This window comes from Niveispirillum fermenti (assembly GCF_052474395.1).
Genome location: NZ_CP156679.1, coordinates 1,224,309 through 1,245,018 on the forward strand (window position 1 = coordinate 1,224,309; position 20,710 = coordinate 1,245,018).

Below are 20,710 nucleotides of genomic sequence, written 5' to 3' on the forward strand. Positions count from 1 at the left end.
TTGCCCTCTGTTCTTGTTTAAAGGTCGACCTTGGCATAGCGGTCGATGAATTCCTCATGCGTCGGGCAGTCGGCTACGGCGTCCGCAATGCCCTTGCGCATCCCGGCCAGGCCGCGCGACAGGCTGGGCAGGTCCATCCCGTCGAGCCCCGGATCATAACCGTCGGGCAGGCAATCGAACCCGGCGTAGATGGCGAGCCAGCTTGCCGGCTGGAACATCTCCCAGCGGTATCGGACCATGTGGCCGCGGCGTTTCCACATCTCCACCTTGCCGGCCAGCGTGTCGGGCAGCGCCACCGACCGGCAATCGCGCCAGAATGCCGTGTCGTCGCGCCGGTTCAGCCAGTAATGCAGGATGATGAAGTCGCGGACCCGCTCCATCTCCCGCCGGCTCCAGTCATTATATTCATCGACCAGGAATGGATCGATCTCCCGGGCCGGGAAAAGCTGCTTCAGCTTTTCGATACCGGTTTCGATCAGGGCGATGGAGGTGCTTTCCAGCGGTTCCAGGAAGCCCGAGGACAGGCCGATGGCAACACAATTGCCTTTCCATGCCTGCCGGCGCCGGCCGGGGGTGAAGGTGATGCGGCGGGGCGCCATCTTCAGGTCGGCACCGACGGCCGCCAGCAATTCGGCCTCCGCCGCCGCGTCGCTGATATGGCGGCTGGAATAGACATAGCCATGGCCCGTGCGGTGCTGCAAAGGGATGGTCCAGCGCCAGCCGGCCTTGTGCGCCGTGACGCGCGTGAAGGCCGGTGGCGGCGATGTCACATGGCCCTGTGCCGCCAGCGCCCGGTCGCACAGCAGCCAGTGGCTCCAATCCTCATACCCCGCCTTCAGCGCGCCTTCGATCAGCAGGCCGTGGAAGCCCGAGCAATCGACGAACAGGTCGCCGCGGACCGTGTCGCCATTGTCCAGCAGAAGACCGGTGATGTGGCCGCTGCCGGCGTCCGTTTCCACCTTTTCGATCCTGGCATCGATGCGGCGGACACCGGCCCGCTCCGCCGTCCGGCGCATCAGTTGCGCAAAAAGGCCGGCATCGAAATGCAACGCCCAATCGAACACCGACAGGGTGCTGGGCGGGTTGGGGGACGGGGTCGTGAAGCGCCCGGCCCGCGCCAGCGCCACGGCCAGCGAATAATCGCCCAGGTCCGTCGCCTCCCCCCCGGCGCGCAGGCGCAGCCAATATTGATGGAACGGAATGTTGCGCAGGTCCTGGCCGAAGACGCCGAACGGATGGATGAAGCTGGACCCGTCATGCAGCCAGCCGTCGAACCGGATACCCAGCTTCACGGTGCCATGCGTGGCCTTCAGCACATCCAGATCGCGCAGGCCCAGCGATTGATAGAAGCGGCGGATGGTGGGGATCGTCGCCTCCCCCACCCCGACGGTGCCGATGGCGGAACTTTCGATCAGGGTGATCTTCAGGCCGGAACCGCGGAAATGCTCGGCCAGGGAAGCGGCCGTCATCCAACCCGCCGTGCCGCCGCCGACAATGACCAGGTCGCGGATACGATTGTCGGGCTGCATGGCATTTTCCCTGGCAATGATCGGACAAGTGTAAAGAGGATCGCAGAATAGGAAAAGGCGCCGCCTTGACGTGGATCACGTCCCGACGGCGCCCCGGAATTACGCTAGCCGATGGTTACCACTTGAAGCGGACACCCAGCGTGTAGCGGCTTTCATACTCGTTCTGCCAGACGAACTGGGTTGGTCCCCCTGTGAACTGCACGAAGTAATCCTCGATCTCGCCGGTGACGTTGGAGCCGTTGGCATAGATCGTGATCTGCTCATTGATGTTGTAGCTCAGGTTCACGTCAACGAACTGGGTGCTGCTCTGATAGACCGGGAAGTCCTTGAACACATTCTCAAGGCGCTTGCTGCGGTAGTTATAGGCAACGCGGGCCTGGAAATGGTCGTCCTGGTACCAGCCGACCAGATTGAACTGGTGCTTGGAATTGTCGTTGAACGGCACCTTCTCGCCCGAGGTCAGCGTCTGCTCGCTGGGCGACAGGGTATAGTTGGTATCGACACCGAAGTTGGAGAAGAAGCTTTCATCGTCCAGGAAGTCCTTGAAGGACAGCTTGGCACCAACCTCGACACCTTCCACGCGGCCACCCTCACCCTGTTCCGGGCGGGTCACCGGCACGGTACGGCGGATCACGCCGTCCTGGTCGGGGAACCGGCCGTCAGTTGTGGTGCGGGTGACGACGTAGCTCTTGATGTTCATGCGGAACACGGCGAGGTTCAGCATGCTGGCCCGGCCGATATAATATTCGATGGCCGCGTCCCAATTATCCGAACGCCACGGATCCAGTTCAGGATTGCCGCTGGATTCCGCACTGGTGACTTCGCGGATCTTCGTGCCGTCGGGGCGCACCTCGCCATCCGCCGTATTGATCTTCAACGCCCCGCCATAGCGCAGCAGGTCCAGCGGCTGCATGGTCTTGCTGTAGCTGGCGCGCAGACGCAGGTCGTTCGTGACGTCGTAGGTCGCATTCACGGCCGGCAGATAATCGTAATAGGTGCGGTTGGAGACGACATCACCGGCATCGATATTGGTGTCGCCATAGTTCAGGGTGTCACCCGTGATGTTCTGGCGAACCAGCAGCTCGGTCCGGATGATCTTCAGGCCGGCATTGCCGGACAGGCGGCCCCATTCGAAGTTGGTGTCGATATAGCCGCTGTCTTCCGTCAGGCTGACATCATAGGACTGGCCCGGCAGGATGACGCGGTCGGCACCGCCGAACACCTTCTTGTGGAAGGCGACCGGATCGTCAAAGTCACGCGGATCGATCGCCCAGAAGCCGGGGATGCCCTTCGTGATCGAACCGAGATTATCGACCCAGATAACGTTGTTATAGGTGTCCAGGCGCGTCGGCGCGTTGACCGTATAGCCCTGAAACACCAGTTGTCCGGTCACCGGATCGGGCACGAACTCACCCGCCTGGCACTGGTTCTGGTTCATGACGACGTCGATGGCCTTCCACTGGGCCGAACAGCCCGACGTGTTCGGCTGGCCCTGGTCGTTGACGCCGACACCCTCATAGAAGTTCGAGAAATGGTGGAACTGGGCGATCGAGACCGACCGGTCGCTGCGGCGGATGCCGACATCGACCCTGTTCAGGAATCCACCCAGCGGCTCCTCGAAATCATATTGGGTATCGATGCGGTAGACGTTCAGGTCGGACGTCGCCTCGTTGTTACCTTCCGAGGAGAAGGCGCCGATGGCATAGCTGTCCTTGTTGGCCATATAGTCGGTCAGCGACTTGCCGGCACCCAGACCGCCCGAGATGGGCCGGTCGAAACCGGACCAGACCGGGTGCTTGCCCGAAATATCGTAATGAAGCTGCGGGTTCTGCCCATAGCCCAGCGGATTGGGATCGACATAACGCCCACCCAGGCTGCCAACGATGTCGTTGGTGTAGCGGCCGGGAAATTTCGATGCGATGGCGGCCGGATAGAAGGTACCGCGGGTACGGTCGGCGGCCGTCTGGAACAGGTTGAACCGCCCCGGCGCATACTGCCAGTTCGACAGATCGCCCTGCGCCTGTCCGTTCAGCGACAGACGGTCCGCATCGGCGCGCACGGCACGCGCCTGCACCTTGAGCGGGCCGCCATTGTCATAGTTCAGTTCGAGATTGTAGTTCTTCGATTCCGACTTGTTGACGCGGTTGACGGAGAAGGAGTTCACCCACCAGGCATTGATGTCGTACTCGTCCACCGCCAGCCAGTCACTGCCGGCAACCGGGGTCGAGGATGTGGGGGTTGCCCAGACACCGAAGGCATCGCCCGACCAGCGGTTGGAAATGTTGATGCCGGCCGCGCGGTTATATTCGTCCATCTTCGTGTAGAAGCCTTCGGCCACGAAGGTGAAGCCTTCGCCGAGATCGGCCTCGAACGCGGCGGAAACGGACAGGCGGTCGCGCTCCGTCTCCTTCTTGAAGCTTTCAAAGCCGTGCGGCGAGATGAACTGGTTCGGCGCGGTGCCACCCCAGTCATTGTTGCCCGAGAGGCCGCCCGTGCCGGGCCCCGGTGCCAGACCGGAATAATTGTTGCCCAGGTTGGCCTCGCTGCCGGCGGCGGAAACCAGCACACCGATACGGTCGCCGCGCCAGGCCAGCAGGCCGTTGGCCAGCCAATCCTTCTCCTTCGTGTCCTTGCCGGTCTGCCCCTCAACCGCGCCCGACGCAGAGAAGCCATAGGGCATGTCGGAGGGGCGGCGGGTACGCAGGTCGATGGTGCCGGAAACGCCCGACAGGGCGTTGCGGGTGTCCGTGGTCTTATAGACGACCACGGCGTTCATCAACTGTGCCGGCACGTCGGTCAGGTTGGGCTTCGCTTCGCCCTGGTTGCCGGCCGAAAGATACTGCTCACCATTCAGCATGGTGATGACCTGCGGCAGGCCGCGCACATTCACCGTGCTGCCTTCGCCCGCGTCACGGCGGATCTGGATACCGGGCACGCGCTGCAAGGCGTCGGCGATGGTGACGTCGGGCAGCTTGCCGATATCCTCCGACGAGATGGCATCGACGATGGCCGTCTGGTTGCGCTTCACATCGACCGACCGCTGCTGCGACGCGCGCACGCCGGTCACGATGATTTCGTCCAGCGTGTCCTGCGCAGCCGGCGCGGCCTGTGCCAGGGCGGTGGAAGTCATCGCCAGGGGCGACACCCCCGCGAGCAGAGCCACGGCCAGGCCGCGCCCAAGCATAGAATGCATCCCTGTCAAGAGATCCTCCCTTATAAGCAAAGTATTTCCGTGTGGTTTTTGGCGCCAGCATGCGCAGGGGCGTTCAGACAGAGGCGCCCCGGGGCCTTTGTCTGTTCGGATATTGCCGAATTTGGCTTTCAGAAGCCGATCGTTTCCCCACCCATCACCGGCGTGTTTTCCACACGCTCCCATCCTTGTGTTTCCGAATGTACGGACACCCGCCCTGATGTCAAGCACTATATGTCATCGTTGTCATATGGGGTGACAGCGCAGACATGGACTGTCCCAGGCGGTGAATGGCCTCCCCGTTCCCCGCGAGAAGAAAGCCGGTCCCGCAACTGCACCACGCAGGCGCAAAAACCAATATTTAACAATGTATTAACTGATCAGCAACATGACGCACCCGCGGCGGCGCCAAATTCTGTTGCCCAGATGTCACGCACAGCAAAGGAGATTGTCCGGCTGCGACAGACAGAAATCAGACAACGTTGTCCGTTTTGGCTGACAAGGAGGCCGAGACGATGATATCGTCCTTCTACAACCGTCCGCGACCCATGCCGGACGGACGATCGGGAGGTCGGGGCAGCAGAGCCCCGGGGATGCGCATGACGTCCCGACAGCAATTTTTCCAGGACGGGAAAAGAGCGCGATGCCCATCGATCCTGGCCGACGTCACGCCTTATGAATAAGAAAGAGACCCCAAGAATGCATGACAGAAAGATACGGGCCTTCATGTCCACCCTGATGCTGGCCACCGCGCTTGCGGCGGGTGCCGTCCATGCCGCGGAACCGGCGCCCCCGACCGTCGCCCTGTCGGACCGGCCCTGGATGGATGCCAGCCTGGCCCCAGAGGCCCGGGCAGAGCTGCTGTTGCGCCAGATGAGCGTGGCGGAGAAGAAGACACTGGTCTTCGGCTATTTCGGCTCCCCCTTCAAGGAACGGAACTATACCCCGCCCGCCGGCATCCGCATGGGTTCGGCAGGCTTTGTGCCGGGCATCGACCGGCTGGGCATCCCGCCGCAATGGCTGACGGACGCCGGGCTGGGCGTGGCGACACAGCGCGATTCGACCGAACCGATGCGCGAGCGCACATCCCTGCCCGCCGGCATCGCCACGGCGGCCACCTGGAACCCGGCGCTGGCCAGGCAGGGCGGCGTGATGATCGGCCGGGAGGCAAGGCTTTCGGGCTTCAACGTCATGCTGGCCGGCAGCCTCAATCTGGTGCGCGAGCCGCGCAACGGCCGCAATTTCGAATATGGTGGAGAGGACCCGCTTCTGGCCGGCGTCATCGTGGGGGCCCAGATCGCGGGCATCCAGTCCAACAACATCATCTCCACCATCAAGCATTTCGCCCTGAACGCGCAGGAGACGGGGCGTTTCGTGCTGTCCGCCAACATTGACGAGGCGGCATCGCGCATGTCGGATCTGCTGGCGTTCGAAATCGCCATGGACCGCAGCGATCCCGGCTCCGTCATGTGCGCCTACAACCGCTATGAAGGGCATTACGCCTGCGAGAGCGACTTTCTGCTGAACCAGGTGCTGAAGCGGGACTGGGGCTACAAGGGCTATGTCATGTCCGACTGGGGTGCCGTCCACTCCACGGCCAAGGCGGCCAATGCCGGGCTGGACCAGGAATCGGGCTATGTGTTCGACAAGGAACCCTATTTCGGCCCCGAACTGCTGGGTGCGGCGCTGGCCGACGGATCGGTGCCCATGGAACGGCTGGATGATATGAACCGGCGCATCCTGCATGCGCTGTTTGCCAACGGCGTGTTCGACCATCCGGTCAATGTGGAGGATCACCGGATCGATTATGCGGCGCATGCCGCCATCACCCGCGCCGATGCCGAGGAAGGCATCGTGCTGTTGCGCAACAAGGATGGCCTGCTGCCCCTGGATGCCGGGGCGCGGCGCATCGCCATCATCGGCGGCCATGCCGACAAGGGCGTGATGGCGGGCGGCGGCTCGTCCACGGTATTCGGGCCGGGCGGCAATCCCGTGCCGGGGCTGGGACCGCAGCATTTCCCCGGCCCGGTCGTCTTCCATGCCAATCCACCCCTGGACGCCATCCGGGCCCGCAACGGATCGGCCGCCGTGCGTTTCGATCCGGGCAGCGACCCCGCGGCCGCGGCCGCCCTGGCCGCCGACAGTGATATCGCCATCATCTTCGCCAACCAATGGACGGGGGAGGCCATGGATTTCCCCCTGACCCTGCCCGACGGGCAGGATGCGGTGATCGAAGCCGTGGCGAAAGCCAACCCGCGCACGATCGTCGTCCTGCAGACGGGCGGCCCCGTCTTCATGCCCTGGCTGGACCGGGTCGGCGCCGTCATGGAAGCCTGGTATCCCGGCACCGCGGGCGGAGAGGCCATCGCGCGCGTCCTGTTCGGGGAGGTGGATGCCAGCGGCCGCCTGCCTGTCACCTTCCCGAAAAGCCTGGACCAGTTGCCCCGGCCCAAACTGGACGGTGAGGACCTGCCCCAGGACACGCCATTCGACGTGGATTATCATGAGGGGGCAGCGATCGGTTACAAATGGTTCGACAAGAAGGGCCTGACGCCGCTGTTCCCCTTCGGCCATGGCCTGTCCTACACCAGCTTCGCCTATAAGGATCTGACAGCAGTGCAGGGCGATGACGGCACGCTGACCCTGTCGGGAACGGTCACCAACACGGGCCAGCGTGCAGGCAAGGCCGTGCCCCAGCTGTATGTCGGCCCCCGCGATGGCGGCTGGGAGGCACCGAAACGGCTGGCCGGCTGGCAGAAGCTTGACCTGGCACCGGGCGCTTCGGCCCAATTCTCCGTGCCGGTCGACCCGCGCCTGCTCGCCATGTATGACACGGCCGGGCGGCAATGGGTCGTGACACCGGGCCGCTACCGCGTCTGGCTGGGCGCCTCCGCCACCGACCTGCCCCTGACGGCGGACGTGGTGCTGAAGGGCGCCAGCCTGCCGGCCAGCAAGGCACAATAGGCAGGAGGGCGCGCGGGACGGGTGACGGTGGCGCCATTACCTCACAGGTAATCGCAAGCGCCGGCCCGGCACGGCCATGATGGGCCCATCGCAACCGATGACGATGGAGAAACATCATGGGTATCAACGCCTTCACCCGCCAGTTGCTGCTGCTCGACGCCGGTGCCTGCCTGGGCTCCGGCCTGTTGCTGGTGGCGGGTGCCGGCCTGCTGGAACCCTGGCTGGGCCTGCCGCGCTGGCTGCTGCTGGAAGCGGGGATCGTTCTGTTCCCCGCCGCCCTGCTGGCCGCCTATGCCGGCCGCCGCACCGGGGTTGGCACGGGGCCGGCCCGTGCCATGGTCGTGCTGAACCTCGCCTGGGTCGCCGGAAGCATCGCCCTGCTGGGCCTGGGCTGGACGACGCCGCTGGGAACCGGCTTCATCCTGATCCAGGCCGTAGGCGTTGCCGGGCTGGTGGCCGGCCAGATTCTGGGGCTGCGCCGGTCGGCAGCCGGGCTACGGCCCGCCCCCGCGGCATAGACGGCGGAAGCAAGGGCGGGATCAGGCGTAATGGGCCGCCAGATCGTCAAACAGACGGGCATAGAAGGCGTCGGTATCCTTTACCCGGACCGCCACCTCCACCCCACCGGCGCCGTCCGGCAGCATCAGGCCGGCGCCGAGGCCCGTTCCCTCCTGCACCACATGTGCCTGGGCCCGCACCGTTTCGAACATTTCCGGATAGAACAGGCACGCCACGGCCGTGGGATCATGCAGAAAGGCGCCATCGGTGTGGAATTTCGGCTTGTCCAGGTGGTAGGGGGCGTTCAGCATCAACGCGACCTCCTGCCCGAACAGCGGCAGGGCGCGGGCCCTGGCCAGCCGGGCCGGGTCGCTGACAAGCTGGTGCGTCACATCGGCGGGGGCAAGCAGGACAGGCACCCCGCCGTTCAGCACCGATTGCGCCGCCGCGGCATCCATCCAGAAATTGAACTCGGCCCAGGGGGTGACATTGCCCCGCCGCACGAAATTGGGGGGTAGTGGCGCGAAGGACCCGCCCATGGCCACGATCCGGTCGATGCGGGCATAGGCATCGGGCGCTTCCCGCCGCAGCAGGGCCAGGTTGGTCAAGGGCCCCGTGGCCACCAGGATGACGCTGCGCACCGGATGGGCCCGCAGGGTCTGCGCCATCCAGCCGACCGCATCATGGGATGCCAGCCGCCGCAGGGAAGGCGGCAGGCGCAATTCCCCCAGCCCCGTCTCCGAAAAGGCGCCGTCGCCCGCCGGCGGATCGTCCCGGTCCAGCGGCGCCCGCGCCCCGGCATGGACCGGGATATCCGGCCCGCCAATATAATCCAGGAAGGCCAGGGCGTTTGCAGCCGTCCGGTCCAGGGTCACATTGCCGTTCACGGCCGTGATGCCCAGCACACGCGCCCGCTTCGGCAGGGCCAGCACCCACATCCAGGCCAACAGGTCGTCGGTGCCCGGATCACCATCCAGGATCAGGGAGAGGGGGCTGCCCATGGCCATCTTCTTCGGTTAAGTACCGACCGCCAGCATAGGCCGGCGGGCATGCAAGATAAAGCGGTCAGGCGATCCGCCCGCTATCCGGCGGGCTGCTGCTTGCGCCGCGCCTGCCGGGCGGCATCCAGCCGATCCTGGGCCTGGTGGACCAGCGCGGCCGGGTCGGCCATGGCGGCGTCGAAGATGGCCAGGCCCGCCGACAGGGTGACCTGGCCATGCGGGCTGCGCTGATGGGGCAGGGCCAGCGCCTGCACGGCATCCAGCACCCGGCGCAGCCGTTCCTCCGGATGGCCGGCATCGTTATCGGTCAGGATGATGGCGGCCTGCGCCCCACCCAACCGGTAGACGCGATCCCCCTGCCCCACATGCCGGGCAATGACCCGGAACAGGGTCCGCAGGACCTGATCGCCGGCGGCCGTGCCATAGGCATCGTTATAGGCCTGGAAATGATCGATATCGGCCAGGACCAGGGCGAAGCCTGAACGGGCCTGCCGCCGGCCCAGATCGAAGATGGATTGCAGATCGGACTCGAAGGCACGGCGGTTGTGGATGCCGGTCAGGGGATCGTGCAGGCTCCATTCCTGCAATTGCCGGTGGGCCGCCTCCAGCGCCTCGGTCCGCAGGGTGACCAGCCCCTCCAGCCGGGCGTTGGCATCGCGCACATGCCCGGCCATGGACCGGAAGGATCGGGCCAGCAGCCCGATCTCGTCCCGCGCCTCCAGGGGCAAGGCCTGGGTCCCGTCCGCAACCGCGGCATAATCGCCGGCCGCCACCCGCTCCGATGCGGCCTTCAACTGCAAAATGGGGGCGGCCACCTGCCGCCGCAGCAGGACGAAGACCAGCCCCAGCATAGCCAGGAAATAGGCCGTGCCCATCAGCATGATGGCGCTGGCCGCCTGATGCGCCGTGTCCGCCACCAGCGCCATGGGATAGCGGGCGATGAACCACCAGTCGGGCCCGTCCAGCCGCGTGACCGCCAGATAGGCCTCGTCGTCTTTGTCCACCACGATCCAGACATTGTCGTCGGACGACAGATCGGTCACCCGGCCGGCAATGCTGTCGCGGATCAGGGCATGCGTGCGCAGCAAGCCGGGATCGCCCAGCTTTTCCAGGTTGATGGTGGCCAGTTCCTGCCTCAGCCGGTCCATCCACAGCGGATGGGCCACCAGATGACCGTCGGCCGCCAGCACGAAATTGTAGGAGCCGGGAAGATGATCGGTGATCAGCCGGTCCATCAGATCCTGCACCAGCACATCGTGACCGGCATTGATCAGATGCCGCCCGGCATGGTCGACGGGAAGCTGGTAGGTGACCATCCAGGCCTTGGCCGTATGGTCGTGATAGAGCGGGGTCCAGACGGGCCGGCGCGCGGGATTGGCTTCCTGCAAGGTGGAATTCACGACGGAAAAGGCCGTCATGTCCAGATCGGCCCGCACCTCCAGCCCCCAGGCAAAAGCCGGCCAGTACATGACCATGGCATTTTCCGGCATGCTGACGGTTGTATTGATGAAACGGTTGCTCCAGGCCGGGCCGTATTCACCCAGCAACCGGTATGTCAGCACCATCCGCCGTTGCAGTTCCGGCGATACCGCCCGCAGCTTGTTGCCGATGAAACCCGACATGCCCTGGCGGTAAAGGCCGTCATCATCGATCACCCCATCGAAGAACGGCCGGCGCGTGCGGACCGCGCCATCGGCATCCTTGTAAAAATAATGATCGAACGCCGCCGCCGCCTTTTCCGCAGGCAGGATGGCCGGATCGGTGTAAAGCGACAGGAACCGGTCGCGGAAGGTTTCCATGTTGGCCGCCGCCAACTGGAAGATGGCGCTTTCCGTGCGCCCGCGTTCCAGAAGATGGGCCTTCAGCGTGCCCAGCGCCTCCCGCTCGGTCCGGTCGTAGATCGTGGAATAGCCGATGGCCGTCAGTACCAGAACGACCAGCATCGACCATAAGGCGAGGTGAAGCACAAAACGACGAAGCAGCGAACCGGAAAGGGCCGTCTCTGTTCCGGCCACCGGATCAATTCCCGAACGCTGCTGCACATCGACCTTCCCGGTGTATTCGCGTCGGAAAAGGTTATCGGAGTATGTATTCCAGGGTCAACCCGGACGCACGGGTTGTATCTTCCGGATACTGGGGGGTCAATGGATGGCGGAGCCGCCGGGGGCCGCGGCCTGTCCGTCCGTCAACAATCCCTTTTCGCGGTAGAAGCGCTCAGCCCCTGGATGCAGCGGTACGGCCAGTCCCGACAGGGCCGTGGCCAGTTGCACCGACCGGCCGCGCGGGTGGCCATTATCCAGCATGGACCGTGTCTGCTCATTCCACAGGGAAGCGGTGATGGCATGAACCAGATCCGGTTTCAGGTCACCGCGGACCAGCCATTGCGCACCCACCCCCAGGCTCTGCGTGGCCGGCACACCGTCATACACATCCGCCTCGATCCGGCTTTCGGTGAAGTGCGGCAGACGCTTGACCAATTGAGCCGCCCGCTTGTCGTCGAAGGGCAGCAAGGCGATGGGGACACGCCGGGCCAGATCGGCGACCGAGGGCAAGGGATAGCCCCCGACGATGATGAAGGCGTCCATGTCACCCGCCTCCAGCCGGTCGCCACCGGCCGCCGGGCTGAGATAGAAAGGCTTCACCGTGCGCTCGGACAGGCCATAGCTGGCCAGCAGCGCGCGCGCCGTCACCAGCGTGCCGGACCCCTGTTCGCCCAGCACGACGCGCTTGCCGCGCAGGTCGGCGGGCGTCTTGATGCCGCTGTCGGCCCGCACGACCAGATGGATCGTTTCGGTGTAAAGATTGGCGATGGCCCGCAGATCGGCATAGGGCGCCTTGTCGAACGGACCCTGCCCCTCCAGCGCAGCATGCGCGATGTCGGCCTGCACCAGCGCCGATTCCAGCCGGCGGGATCGCATCAGACTGATATTCTCCACCGCACCCGACGTGGCCTGGGCCACGACGATCAGGCCGGGCACGCCACAGGAACCACCCCGCTCGCACGGGCGGGACCCCGGTGGATTGCTGACGGCATTGGCCAGCAGGCCGCCGATCAGGAAATAGGTGCCACCCGTCGTGCCGGTGCCGATCTGGAAGAAGCGGACCTGCTCGGCCCCCGTATTGGCGATGGACGTGCCCGACAGGGCACCGGCGGCCAACAGGCCCAGCCCGGCACGCAGCAAGCCCCGTCGGTGCAGAACGCCGGTATCGGCGTCACCGGAGGCATCAACGGGCGGGAGGGGTTCGCATCGGGGTCCGGCGGGGGACGGCATGACGGGCACGTCCATCTTGTTGTTGCAGGATGAGAATACCATCGTGCGCCCCGCCGCAGGGGGAAGCAACCGGAACGGGGGCGAAATGGTATAGAATTGGCCGAAAGTCGGGGGCTGTGGCGGATATCCAACGGTTTTGCCACAGACCGGTCACAGAATGGCCTTTCAAAGGACATTCAGCAGCATCAGCAGTCCCACCAGCCCGATCACCACCCCCAATATGCGCGACGCCTTGCCCGCCCCCAGCGGATAGAGCGTCGCCGACAGGCCGACGCCGGCCGTTACCAGTAGAAGGCATCCCGTCAGCATGCCGGGCCAGAACAGCAGATGCCGCGTGACGGGCCCGCCCCATTGCGACAGGCTGATGCCATGCAGGGCACCGACAATGGCAGCCCCGGCCAGACCCGCCAGCCGGGGCAGCGTGACACCGGCGACCAGCAGCCCGCCCAGGACCAGCAGCGACGCTTCCAGCGCCAGCGCCGCATAGGGCACCACCACGCCGGCCCGCGTCAGCAGCGCGAAGCCCAGCCCCGCCAGCAGGGCAGCCACCGTCCCCCCGCCCGGCGTTCCGCGGCCCTGCATGTCGAGCCAGAGTCCCAGCCCCAGCAACCCCAGCAGATGCACATAGGTCAGCAGCGGGCCCGCCAGCCCGGAGGAAAAGCCCTGCGGCACGGAGGCGGCATGCGCCGGCATTGCCACAAGCAGGCAGAGGCAGGCGGGGGACAGGACATGGCGGGCTTGCATCAGAACAGGTCCGTTCAAACGGGCGGAACGGTCCTTGATGACCGGCCGGACCGGCCGGGTCAAGCCTGCGGGCTCAAAGCCGGACCGGCCGGACAGTGTGGCGGTGCAGGCGCGAACGGTCCTGCAGCACCCGGACGCCCGCTGCCACGGCCGGGACGGAGGGCCGATAGTCCAGCGCCAGCAGGATGCGCGACACGGCCCCGTCGGGTCCGGCGAGCGGCAGGCCGAGCCAGGCGGCCTGCACCGTGCGCCCCGCATCCGGGCCGGCCGCGAACTCCTCATATACCGGTGCGCGGCCATGGGCCACGGCCAGCAGGAACCGGTGCGCCGTGTCATAGAGCGCGGGGGGATAGACCTCGTCCAGGAAACGGCCCGTGATGTCACGCCCCGTGGCGATGGCCGCCGCGGAACCCATGAAAAGGCCGAACAGCCGCCCGTGCCCGTCCGCGGGCCCCGCCACAAGCGCCAGATTGGGCAGCAGCGTGCGATCGATGGCGGCAAGGTCCAGCGCCCCGACAAGGGGCAAGGCCGCCCCGCCCGCCGCGCGCCGCCACAGCGCCAGGGCCGCGCGCAGGGGCGGCTGTGTCAGGTCGGCGGCATCGATGGGATCGGCGGATGAAAACATGGGGCCAGGGCTGTCACAGGGGCAAACGGCCCCTGGTTACCCCCGCCGCGTTGCAGGGATATGACGGACGCATGGCGTTATCGCACGCGGGCTGCGCGCATTTTCCGCGCCCATGCCCCCTACCCGCCCGCGCCTTAGCGCGCTATGAAGAACCCGATGGACGGGTGACGGAAGCCGGAGATCGTTGAAATGAAGCTTTATGGTGCGTTGCTGAGCCCCTATGTCGCCCGCGTGCTGCTGGCCGTCCGGTTCAAGGGACTGGACATCCCGCTGGTGCCGGCCCCCGGCGTGGGGCTGAAATCGCCCGAATATCTCGCCATCAATCCCTATGGCAAGATGCCGGCCCTGGAAACCGACGGCACCGCGATCATCGAGTCCGAGGTGATCTGCGAGTTCCTGGACGAGCGCTTCCCCGAGAGGAAGATCCTGCCCGGCGACGATCTGGCCCGCGCGCGGGCCCGCATCATCAGCCGTGCGGCCGATCTTTACATCCTGCCCGCCCTGCTGGGCCTGCTGGGCCAGATGAACCCCGTGTCCCGCGACGCCAGGCTGGTGGCCGAGAAGATGGCGGAACTGAAGCGCGGACGTGACGGGCTGGAAACCTTCATCGACGGTCCCTGGTGCATGGGCACCGGTTTCACCCTGGCCGACTGCGCCATGGTGCCGGCCTGTTTCTTCCTGGAGAAATTCCTGCCGGCCTTCGGTGGGCTGGACGTTTTCGCCGACCATCCGCGCATGGGGGCTGTGTGGCGCCATGCCCAGAACGATCCCATGGTGGCCGACCTGCTGAAGCAGATGAACGGCGCCTTGGATGATTTCATGCGCCGCCGCGCCGCCAACGGCTGATCCCTTCGAAAGAGCCCGCCCGGGAGGTTCGCCGGGGCGGGTGCTGGCACCATTCCGGCCCTGTAAAGCGGCACCAGGCCACCGTTGACCGGCGGTCCTGTTGGGCGCATTTTGCCCGCCTTGTTCCCGCGTTCTGCGGGGACCAGCGATCCAAAGCAACAATCACAGAACAATTCGGAACAAGGACGGGAATTGACCATGGTGAAGCCGGTTAAGCTGGCGGCGGCGACCGCCGCGACCCTTGCCCTGCTGGTGGGCGCGGCCCAGGCGGACGAGGGCATGTGGACCTTCGACAATGTGCCGGCGGCAGCCATCGGCAAGTCGACCGGCTTCACGCCGGACGCCCAGTGGTTGAAGAAGGCCCAGCTTTCCTATGTCCGCCTGGCCGGCGGCTGCTCGGGCAGCTTCGTTTCCGGCGAAGGGCTGGTGATGACCAACCACCATTGCATTTCCGATTGCATCGCCGAACTCTCGTCCGCCCAGAAGGACTATCAGGCCGACGGCTTCCTGGCCCGCAACCGGGCGGAGGAGAAGCAGTGCGCCGGGATCGAGATCAACCAACTGGTCGATATCACCGACGTCACGGGTAAGGTGGAAGCCGCGACCACCGGCAAGACGGGCCAGGATTTCGCCAATGCCCGCCGCACCGTTCTGGCCGATCTGGAAAAGGATTGCGCCGGCGGTGACGACAAGCTGCGCTGCGACGCCGTGACCCTCTACCAGGGGGGCCGCTACAGCCTTTACAAGTACAAGCGCTATCAGGATGTGCGCCTGGCCTTCGCGCCGGAAGCCGCCGCCGCCGCGTTCGGCGGCGATCCTGACAATTTCAACTTCCCGCGCTATTGCCTGGATATGTCGCTGTTGCGCGTCTACGAGGACGGCAAGCCCATCGCCAGCCCCAACCATTTCAAATGGTCCCGCGAAGGCAGCAAGGAGGGCGAGGCCAGTTTCGTCATCGGCAACCCCGGTTCCACCAGCCGCCTGCGCACCATCGCCGAGCTGGAATTCATCCGCGACAATGTCGCCCCGTCCTTCCTGTTCTGGGCGCAGGAGCGCCGTGGCCGCCTGATCGAGTTTGGGCGCGAGAATGATGACCGCCGCCGCGAGGCGCTGGACGACCTTTCCGGCACTGAAAATGGCGTGAAGGTGTGGCGCGGCCGGCAGATTGCCCTGGCCGACAAGGATTTCTTCGGCGCCAAGGTCCGGGCGGAGCAGGAACTGCGCGCCAAGATCGCCGCCGATCCGAAGCTTGCCGCCGAAGTCGGTGATGCCTTCACACAGATCGAGCAGGCCCAGGCCCGCTATGCCCAGCTTTACCCGCGTTTCATCATGCTGGAACGGTCCCGCGCCTTTGATAGCGAGCTGGCCGCCTTCGCCCGCCTGCTGTTGCGCGCCGGGGACGAGCGGGGGCTGCCCAATCCCGAGCGCCTGCGCGAATATGGCGACAGTCGCCTGCCGGCCCTGAAGCAGCGCCTGTCCAACCCGGCCCCGGTGCATGCGGAGCTGGAAATCGCCCTGCTGTCCTTCTCGCTGACCAAGCTGCGCGAGCAGTTCAGTCCCGACGACCCCATCGTGAAGGCCGTGCTGGGCAAGCGTTCACCCGACCAGGTGGCCGAAGCCGCCGTGAAGGGCAGCAAGCTCGGCGACCCCGCCGAGCGCCTGCGGCTGTTCGAGGGCGGCAAGGCGGCCATCGACGCTTCCGACGACCCCATGATCGCGCTGATGAAGCTGGTGGACCAGGCCGCCCGGCAGGCCCGCAAGTCGGTGGAGGAGGAGGTCGACGCCGTGGTGGAGCAGGCACAGGCCCGCATTGCGAAGGCGCGCTTCGCCCTTTACGGCGACAGCATCTATCCCGACGCCACCTTCTCGCTGCGCCTGTCCTACGGCAAGATGCAGGGCTGGACGGAGCCGGACGGCCAGGAGGTGGCACCCTATACCACCATCGCCGGGCTTTATGAGCGCGACACGGGTGCCGCCCCCTTCGCCATTCCGCCGAGCTGGGAGGCCGCCCGCGGCAAGGTACAGATGAGCACGCCCTATAACGCGGTGTCGACCAACGACATCATCGGCGGCAATTCCGGGTCCGCCGCCATCAACGCCAAGGGCGAGGTGATCGGCCTGATCTTCGACGGCAATATTCACAGCCTGTCGGGTGACTACGGCTATGATCCGCGCCGCAACCGGTCCGTGATGGTCGATGTGCGCGGCATGGCCGAGGCACTGCGCACGGTCTATGACGCCAGGCACCTGACCCGCGAGCTGGGCGTGCAATAAGCCCCCAGCGGCCCCGCCGCCGACACCGGACCATGACCTGATATCAAGCCGCCGGGTGACCCCCGGCGGCTTTTTCCGTTGGGCCGGCGGGATTGCGCCTTCCTTATTTATGAAATTTGATTTATTAAATATGACATCGCTGTCTGCATTGGCTTCAATCCCATGCGGACCCGCAAAACGGCGCCCGAAGTCGCCGATAAGGGAAGGAAAAGTCCATGAAGAAGGCAGTTGGGGTCCGCGCCCTTCGGGCATCGCTTATGACAGCGCTGGCAATTGCAATGTCCGCTCCGCTGGCGCTCGGCCAGGCCCATCAGGGGCTGGGGGGAGCGGGCGGGCTGGGACCCGGCGGGTTCGGCCCCTATGATGTTGAATTCCCGGCCGGCGGCGACGGGCTGGCCAAGCCGGTGCGTGACGATCGTGCGCCGGCCCCGGCACCCGTGGCGGCCGGCACCCCCTTCACCCTCTATGGCTGGGTACAGGCGGACGAGGTGGGACGCGGCCGGTCGCTGCTGGGCGGCTTCGCCACCGCCGACGGCACCGCCCCGGCCTATTTCCTGATGCTGGAGAATGGTCGCCCGGCCCTGCTGGCCGGCGACAGGGTGATCAGCGGCGGAAGGGCCCTGTCCCCCGGCCAGTGGGTCTTCCTGGCCGCCAGCTTTGACGGCACGCGCGCCCGCCTGCATGTCGACGGGCGGGAGGTGGGGTCGGGCGCGGCCGCAACACCGGACGCGCTGGCGCAATTCATGCTGGCGCCGCGCCGCAGCCTGACGGCCGCCTTCGTCGCAGGCGATGCCGTGCCGTTCGCGGGGCGGCTGGCCGGCTTTTCCGCCGTGCCGCGTGCCCTGGCACCGGCGGACCTGCGGGCGTTTGCCGATATCCGGCCCGTCCGCGACCTGACCAATTTCGAAAGCGGCGCACCGACCTGGCCCGTACAGGTACGGCAGATGTACGGGCAGATCGCTCCGCAGGACCCCTGGACGCGGCCCAGGTCCCGGACCCCCTTCTCCGCCCCCGTCGCCAAGCCGCTGGTCGCAACACCGGCACTGGCGCCGAAAGCCCCCGGCGAATGGGTACTGGGCGCCTGGAAGCTGGTGGAAGCACCGAAGATCACGGCCCATGGTGCGGCCGTGTCGCAACCGGGCTTCGATGCGGCATCCTGGCATGCGGCAACGGTGCCCGGCACCGTCCTGACGACGCTGGTGGATCGCGGCGTCTATCCCGATCCCGATTACGGCCTGAACAATCTGGCCATCCCGGAAAGCCTGAACAAGCAGGATTACTGGTATCGCACGGAATTTACGGTCCCGTCCGACCAGGCCGGAAAGCACCTGCAACTGTCGCTGAACGGCGTGAATTACCAGGCGGAGGTCTGGCTGAACGGCCACCGTCTGGGCGAGATGAAGGGTGCCTTCATCCGCGGCCGATTCGACGTGACGGGTCTGGCCCGGCCAGGCCAGCCCAACGCGCTGGCCATCCGCATCAGCCCCCCGCCCCATCCCGGCCTGCCGCATGAGGAAAGCCTGACATCCGGCGTGGGGGAGAATGGCGGCATGATGGCGCTGGACGGCCCGACCTTCGTCGCCGCGGAAGGCTGGGACTGGATACCGTCGGTGCGCGACCGCAACACAGGTCTGTGGCGCGACGTCACGCTGACCGCCACGGGCGACCTGCGCCTGGGGGACACCAGGATCGTCACCGCCCTGCCCCGCCCCGATAATTCGGTGGCGGATATCAGCGTCACCGTGCCGGTGGAAAACCTGACGGACCGGACGGTGAGCGCCAGCATCACGGCCAGTTTCAACGGCATCACCGTGACGAAGCAGGCCGCCATCGCGCCGGGTGGCGGCACGATCGCCCTGACGCCTGCGGAGTTTCCCCAACTCGCCATCCGCAACCCGGCGCTCTGGTGGCCCAACGGCTATGGCGAGCCGGCACTGCACCGGATGCAGGTGGCCGTGACGGCGGATGGCCGGCCGTCCGACAGAAGGGAAATCCGCTTCGGCATCCGGCAGGTGACCTATGAATTGTCGCTGATGGACAAGCAGGGACGGCTGCGCCGGGTGGAAGTGGACCTGACGGAAGCCAAGGCGCGCGGGGAGCGCATCATCGATGTGGCCCACGAGGCACTGCGCCGTGTGCCGGACGGCTGGGCCGCCTCCCTTTATCCGGGCGCGGAGAATTCCCCCGCCGTGACCCCGGCGGACGCGGCGGAACTGTCACCACACATGGTGATCAAGGTGAACGGCGTGCGCATCGCGGCCCGGGGCGGCAACTGGGGCATGGATGACTGGCGCAAGCGCGTGGAGAAGGACCGGCTGGAACCCTATTTCCGCCTGCACCGCGACGCACATGTCAACATCATCCGCAACTGGGTGGGCCAGAATACGCAGGAGGAGTTCTTTGAACTGGCCGACGAATACGGCCTGATGGTGATGAACGATTTCTGGGCCAGCACGCAGGACTATCAGCTTGAGCCGCAGGATGTTCCCCTGTTCATGGCCAACGCCGCCGACACGGTGAAACGCTATCGCAACCATCCGTCCATCGTGCTGTGGTTCGGCCGGAACGAGGGGGTGCCCCAGCCCATCCTGAACGAGGCGCTGGCCGACATGATCTTCGATCTGGACGGCACGCGGCATTTCACGGGTTCGTCCAACCGCGTCAACCTGGCCGGCAGCGGCCCCTATAATTACCGCGAGCCCGACAGCTATTTCACCGAGCATGCGCGGGGCTTCTCCGTGGAACTGGGCCTGCCCTCCTTCCCCACACTGGAGGCGTTCAAGGCCGCCGTGCCGGAAAGCGAGCATTGGCCCATTTCCGACACCTGGGCCTATCATGATTGGCATCAGGGCGGGAACGGCGACGTCGCCACCTTCATGCAGGCGCTGGCCACGAAATTCGGCCCCGCCACCAGCCTGGAGGATTTCGAGCGCAAGGCGCAGATGCTGAATTACGAAGGCTACCGCGCCATCTTCGAAGGCTTCAATGCGGGGCTGTGGACACGGCATTCCGGCCGCATGCTCTGGATGACGCAGCCGGCCCGGCCCAGCACCATGTGGCAGATCCTGAGCCACGACTATGACACGCACGGCGCCTTCTACGGCTTCAAGAAGGCATCGGAGCCCGTGCATGCACAGTTGGACCTGCCGGACCATCGCATCACGCTGGTCAACAACACGCAAGTCCCCCGCACGGGCCTGACCCTGGAAACCCGTGTCCAGCCCGTGGGGGCCACCGCCTGGCCCGTGCGCAGCACCGAAGGCATCGACATTCCGGCCGGCGGCGTGGTGCATCCGTTCACGCTGGACCTGGGGGAAGGGTTGGCCCGTGACAGACTGCTTCTGGTCGCGCTGGAACTGAAGGACGGGGCCGGCACCGTGCTGTCGCGCAACGATTACTGGGTCGCCGCCGACGCCCCGGCCCACCAGCGGCTGAACGAATTGCCGCCCATGGCCGTCAGCCTTTCGGCCCAGGGCCGGGTGGACGGCAAGGGTGAAGTGGTGCTGGACGTGACCCTGTCGAACCCCGGCGGCAGCCCGGCCCTGATGGCGAAGCTGACGCCGCGAAAGGCGGATGGCAGCCGCATCCTGCCCGTCTATGTCAGCGACAATTACCTGACCCTGCTGCCGGGCGAGACGCGGCAGGTCCAGGTGACCTATCCGGCCGCGGCCGGCGGGACGGGGGCACCATCACTGGGCCTGCGCGGCTGGAACATCCAGCCCACCAGCGTCACGGTCACCATTCAGCCCTGACGGAAGCGCCAGCCC

12 protein-coding genes are annotated in these 20,710 nt (G+C 65.9%); 5 read left to right on the forward strand and 7 right to left on the reverse strand.

Features of this window, described 5'->3' with window-relative positions; genetic code table 11:
* Positions 1-17 precede the first annotated feature (17 nt).
* Positions 18-1,529, reverse strand: a complete 1,512-nt coding sequence (locus ABC728_RS09595) for a tryptophan halogenase family protein (RefSeq protein ID WP_416620289.1) — start codon at positions 1,527-1,529, stop codon at positions 18-20.
* 115 nt (positions 1,530-1,644) lie between these two features.
* Positions 1,645-4,713 carry a TonB-dependent receptor gene (locus tag ABC728_RS09600; RefSeq protein ID WP_416620290.1) on the reverse strand — a complete coding sequence of 1,023 codons (3,069 nt, stop codon included), beginning with the start codon at positions 4,711-4,713 and terminating at the stop codon, positions 1,645-1,647.
* Between the two features lie 705 nt (positions 4,714-5,418).
* Between ABC728_RS09600 and ABC728_RS09605 the strand changes: the two genes are divergently transcribed.
* Both ABC728_RS09605 and ABC728_RS09610 read left to right on the forward strand, forming a co-directional pair.
* Positions 5,419-7,683, forward strand: coding sequence for a beta-glucosidase (locus tag ABC728_RS09605; RefSeq protein ID WP_445376363.1), 2,265 nt, complete (start codon positions 5,419-5,421; stop codon positions 7,681-7,683).
* A 116-nt stretch (positions 7,684-7,799) separates the two neighbouring features.
* Positions 7,800-8,201: a hypothetical protein gene (locus ABC728_RS09610; protein ID WP_416620292.1), complete on the forward strand. Its 402-nt coding sequence runs from the start codon at positions 7,800-7,802 to the stop codon at positions 8,199-8,201.
* A 21-nt stretch (positions 8,202-8,222) separates the two neighbouring features.
* On the opposite strand, the gene ABC728_RS09615 is transcribed toward ABC728_RS09610, so the two are convergent.
* The 5 genes from ABC728_RS09615 to ABC728_RS09635 all read right to left on the reverse strand — a co-directional run bounded on the left by ABC728_RS09615 (position 8,223) and on the right by ABC728_RS09635 (position 13,823).
* Complete coding sequence (locus ABC728_RS09615) at positions 8,223-9,182, reverse strand: nucleoside hydrolase (RefSeq protein ID WP_416620293.1); 960 nt, start codon at positions 9,180-9,182, stop codon at positions 8,223-8,225.
* Positions 9,183-9,262: 80 nt separating this feature from the next.
* Complete coding sequence (locus ABC728_RS09620) at positions 9,263-11,224, reverse strand: GGDEF domain-containing protein (protein ID WP_416620294.1); 1,962 nt, start codon at positions 11,222-11,224, stop codon at positions 9,263-9,265.
* Positions 11,225-11,323: 99 nt separating this feature from the next.
* A complete protein-coding gene (locus ABC728_RS09625; RefSeq protein ID WP_416620295.1) occupies positions 11,324-12,496 on the reverse strand; it encodes a TAXI family TRAP transporter solute-binding subunit in 1,173 nt (390 codons plus the stop codon).
* Between the two features lie 123 nt (positions 12,497-12,619).
* Entirely contained in the window at positions 12,620-13,198 is a 579-nt protein-coding gene (locus ABC728_RS09630; protein ID WP_416620296.1) for a HupE/UreJ family protein, read from the reverse strand.
* 73 nt (positions 13,199-13,271) lie between these two features.
* Positions 13,272-13,823 (reverse strand): PAS domain-containing protein, encoded by a 552-nt coding sequence (locus tag ABC728_RS09635; protein ID WP_416620297.1) that lies wholly within the window; start codon positions 13,821-13,823, stop codon positions 13,272-13,274.
* Positions 13,824-14,012: 189 nt separating this feature from the next.
* Between ABC728_RS09635 and ABC728_RS09640 the strand changes: the two genes are divergently transcribed.
* The 3 genes from ABC728_RS09640 (at position 14,013) to ABC728_RS09650 (ending at position 20,695) form a co-directional block, all read left to right on the forward strand.
* Complete coding sequence (locus ABC728_RS09640) at positions 14,013-14,669, forward strand: glutathione S-transferase family protein (protein WP_416620298.1); 657 nt, start codon at positions 14,013-14,015, stop codon at positions 14,667-14,669.
* A 198-nt stretch (positions 14,670-14,867) separates the two neighbouring features.
* Complete coding sequence (locus ABC728_RS09645; RefSeq protein WP_416620299.1) at positions 14,868-16,943, forward strand: S46 family peptidase; 2,076 nt, start codon at positions 14,868-14,870, stop codon at positions 16,941-16,943.
* A gap of 278 nt (positions 16,944-17,221) precedes the next feature.
* Positions 17,222-20,695, forward strand: coding sequence for a glycosyl hydrolase 2 galactose-binding domain-containing protein (locus ABC728_RS09650; RefSeq protein WP_416620300.1), 3,474 nt, complete (start codon positions 17,222-17,224; stop codon positions 20,693-20,695).
* Positions 20,696-20,710 lie beyond the last annotated feature (15 nt).

Bases quoted from the DNA above. Each gene is read 5' to 3' on its own strand.
- ABC728_RS09595 (WP_416620289.1), bottom strand. From the start codon at position 1,529: ATGCAGCCCGACAATCGTATCCGCGACCTGGTCATTGTCGGCGGCGGC.
- ABC728_RS09600 (WP_416620290.1), bottom strand. From the start codon at position 4,713: ATGCTTGGGCGCGGCCTGGCCGTGGCTCTGCTCGCGGGGGTGTCGCCC.
- ABC728_RS09605 (WP_445376363.1), top strand. From the start codon at position 5,419: ATGCATGACAGAAAGATACGGGCCTTCATGTCCACCCTGATGCTGGCC.
- ABC728_RS09610 (WP_416620292.1), top strand. From the start codon at position 7,800: ATGGGTATCAACGCCTTCACCCGCCAGTTGCTGCTGCTCGACGCCGGT.
- ABC728_RS09615 (WP_416620293.1), bottom strand. From the start codon at position 9,182: ATGGGCAGCCCCCTCTCCCTGATCCTGGATGGTGATCCGGGCACCGAC.
- ABC728_RS09625 (WP_416620295.1), bottom strand. From the start codon at position 12,496: ATGGTATTCTCATCCTGCAACAACAAGATGGACGTGCCCGTCATGCCG.
- ABC728_RS09630 (WP_416620296.1), bottom strand. From the start codon at position 13,198: ATGCAAGCCCGCCATGTCCTGTCCCCCGCCTGCCTCTGCCTGCTTGTG.
- ABC728_RS09635 (WP_416620297.1), bottom strand. From the start codon at position 13,823: ATGTTTTCATCCGCCGATCCCATCGATGCCGCCGACCTGACACAGCCG.
- ABC728_RS09640 (WP_416620298.1), top strand. From the start codon at position 14,013: ATGAAGCTTTATGGTGCGTTGCTGAGCCCCTATGTCGCCCGCGTGCTG.
- ABC728_RS09645 (WP_416620299.1), top strand. From the start codon at position 14,868: ATGGTGAAGCCGGTTAAGCTGGCGGCGGCGACCGCCGCGACCCTTGCC.
- ABC728_RS09650 (WP_416620300.1), top strand. From the start codon at position 17,222: ATGTCCGCTCCGCTGGCGCTCGGCCAGGCCCATCAGGGGCTGGGGGGA.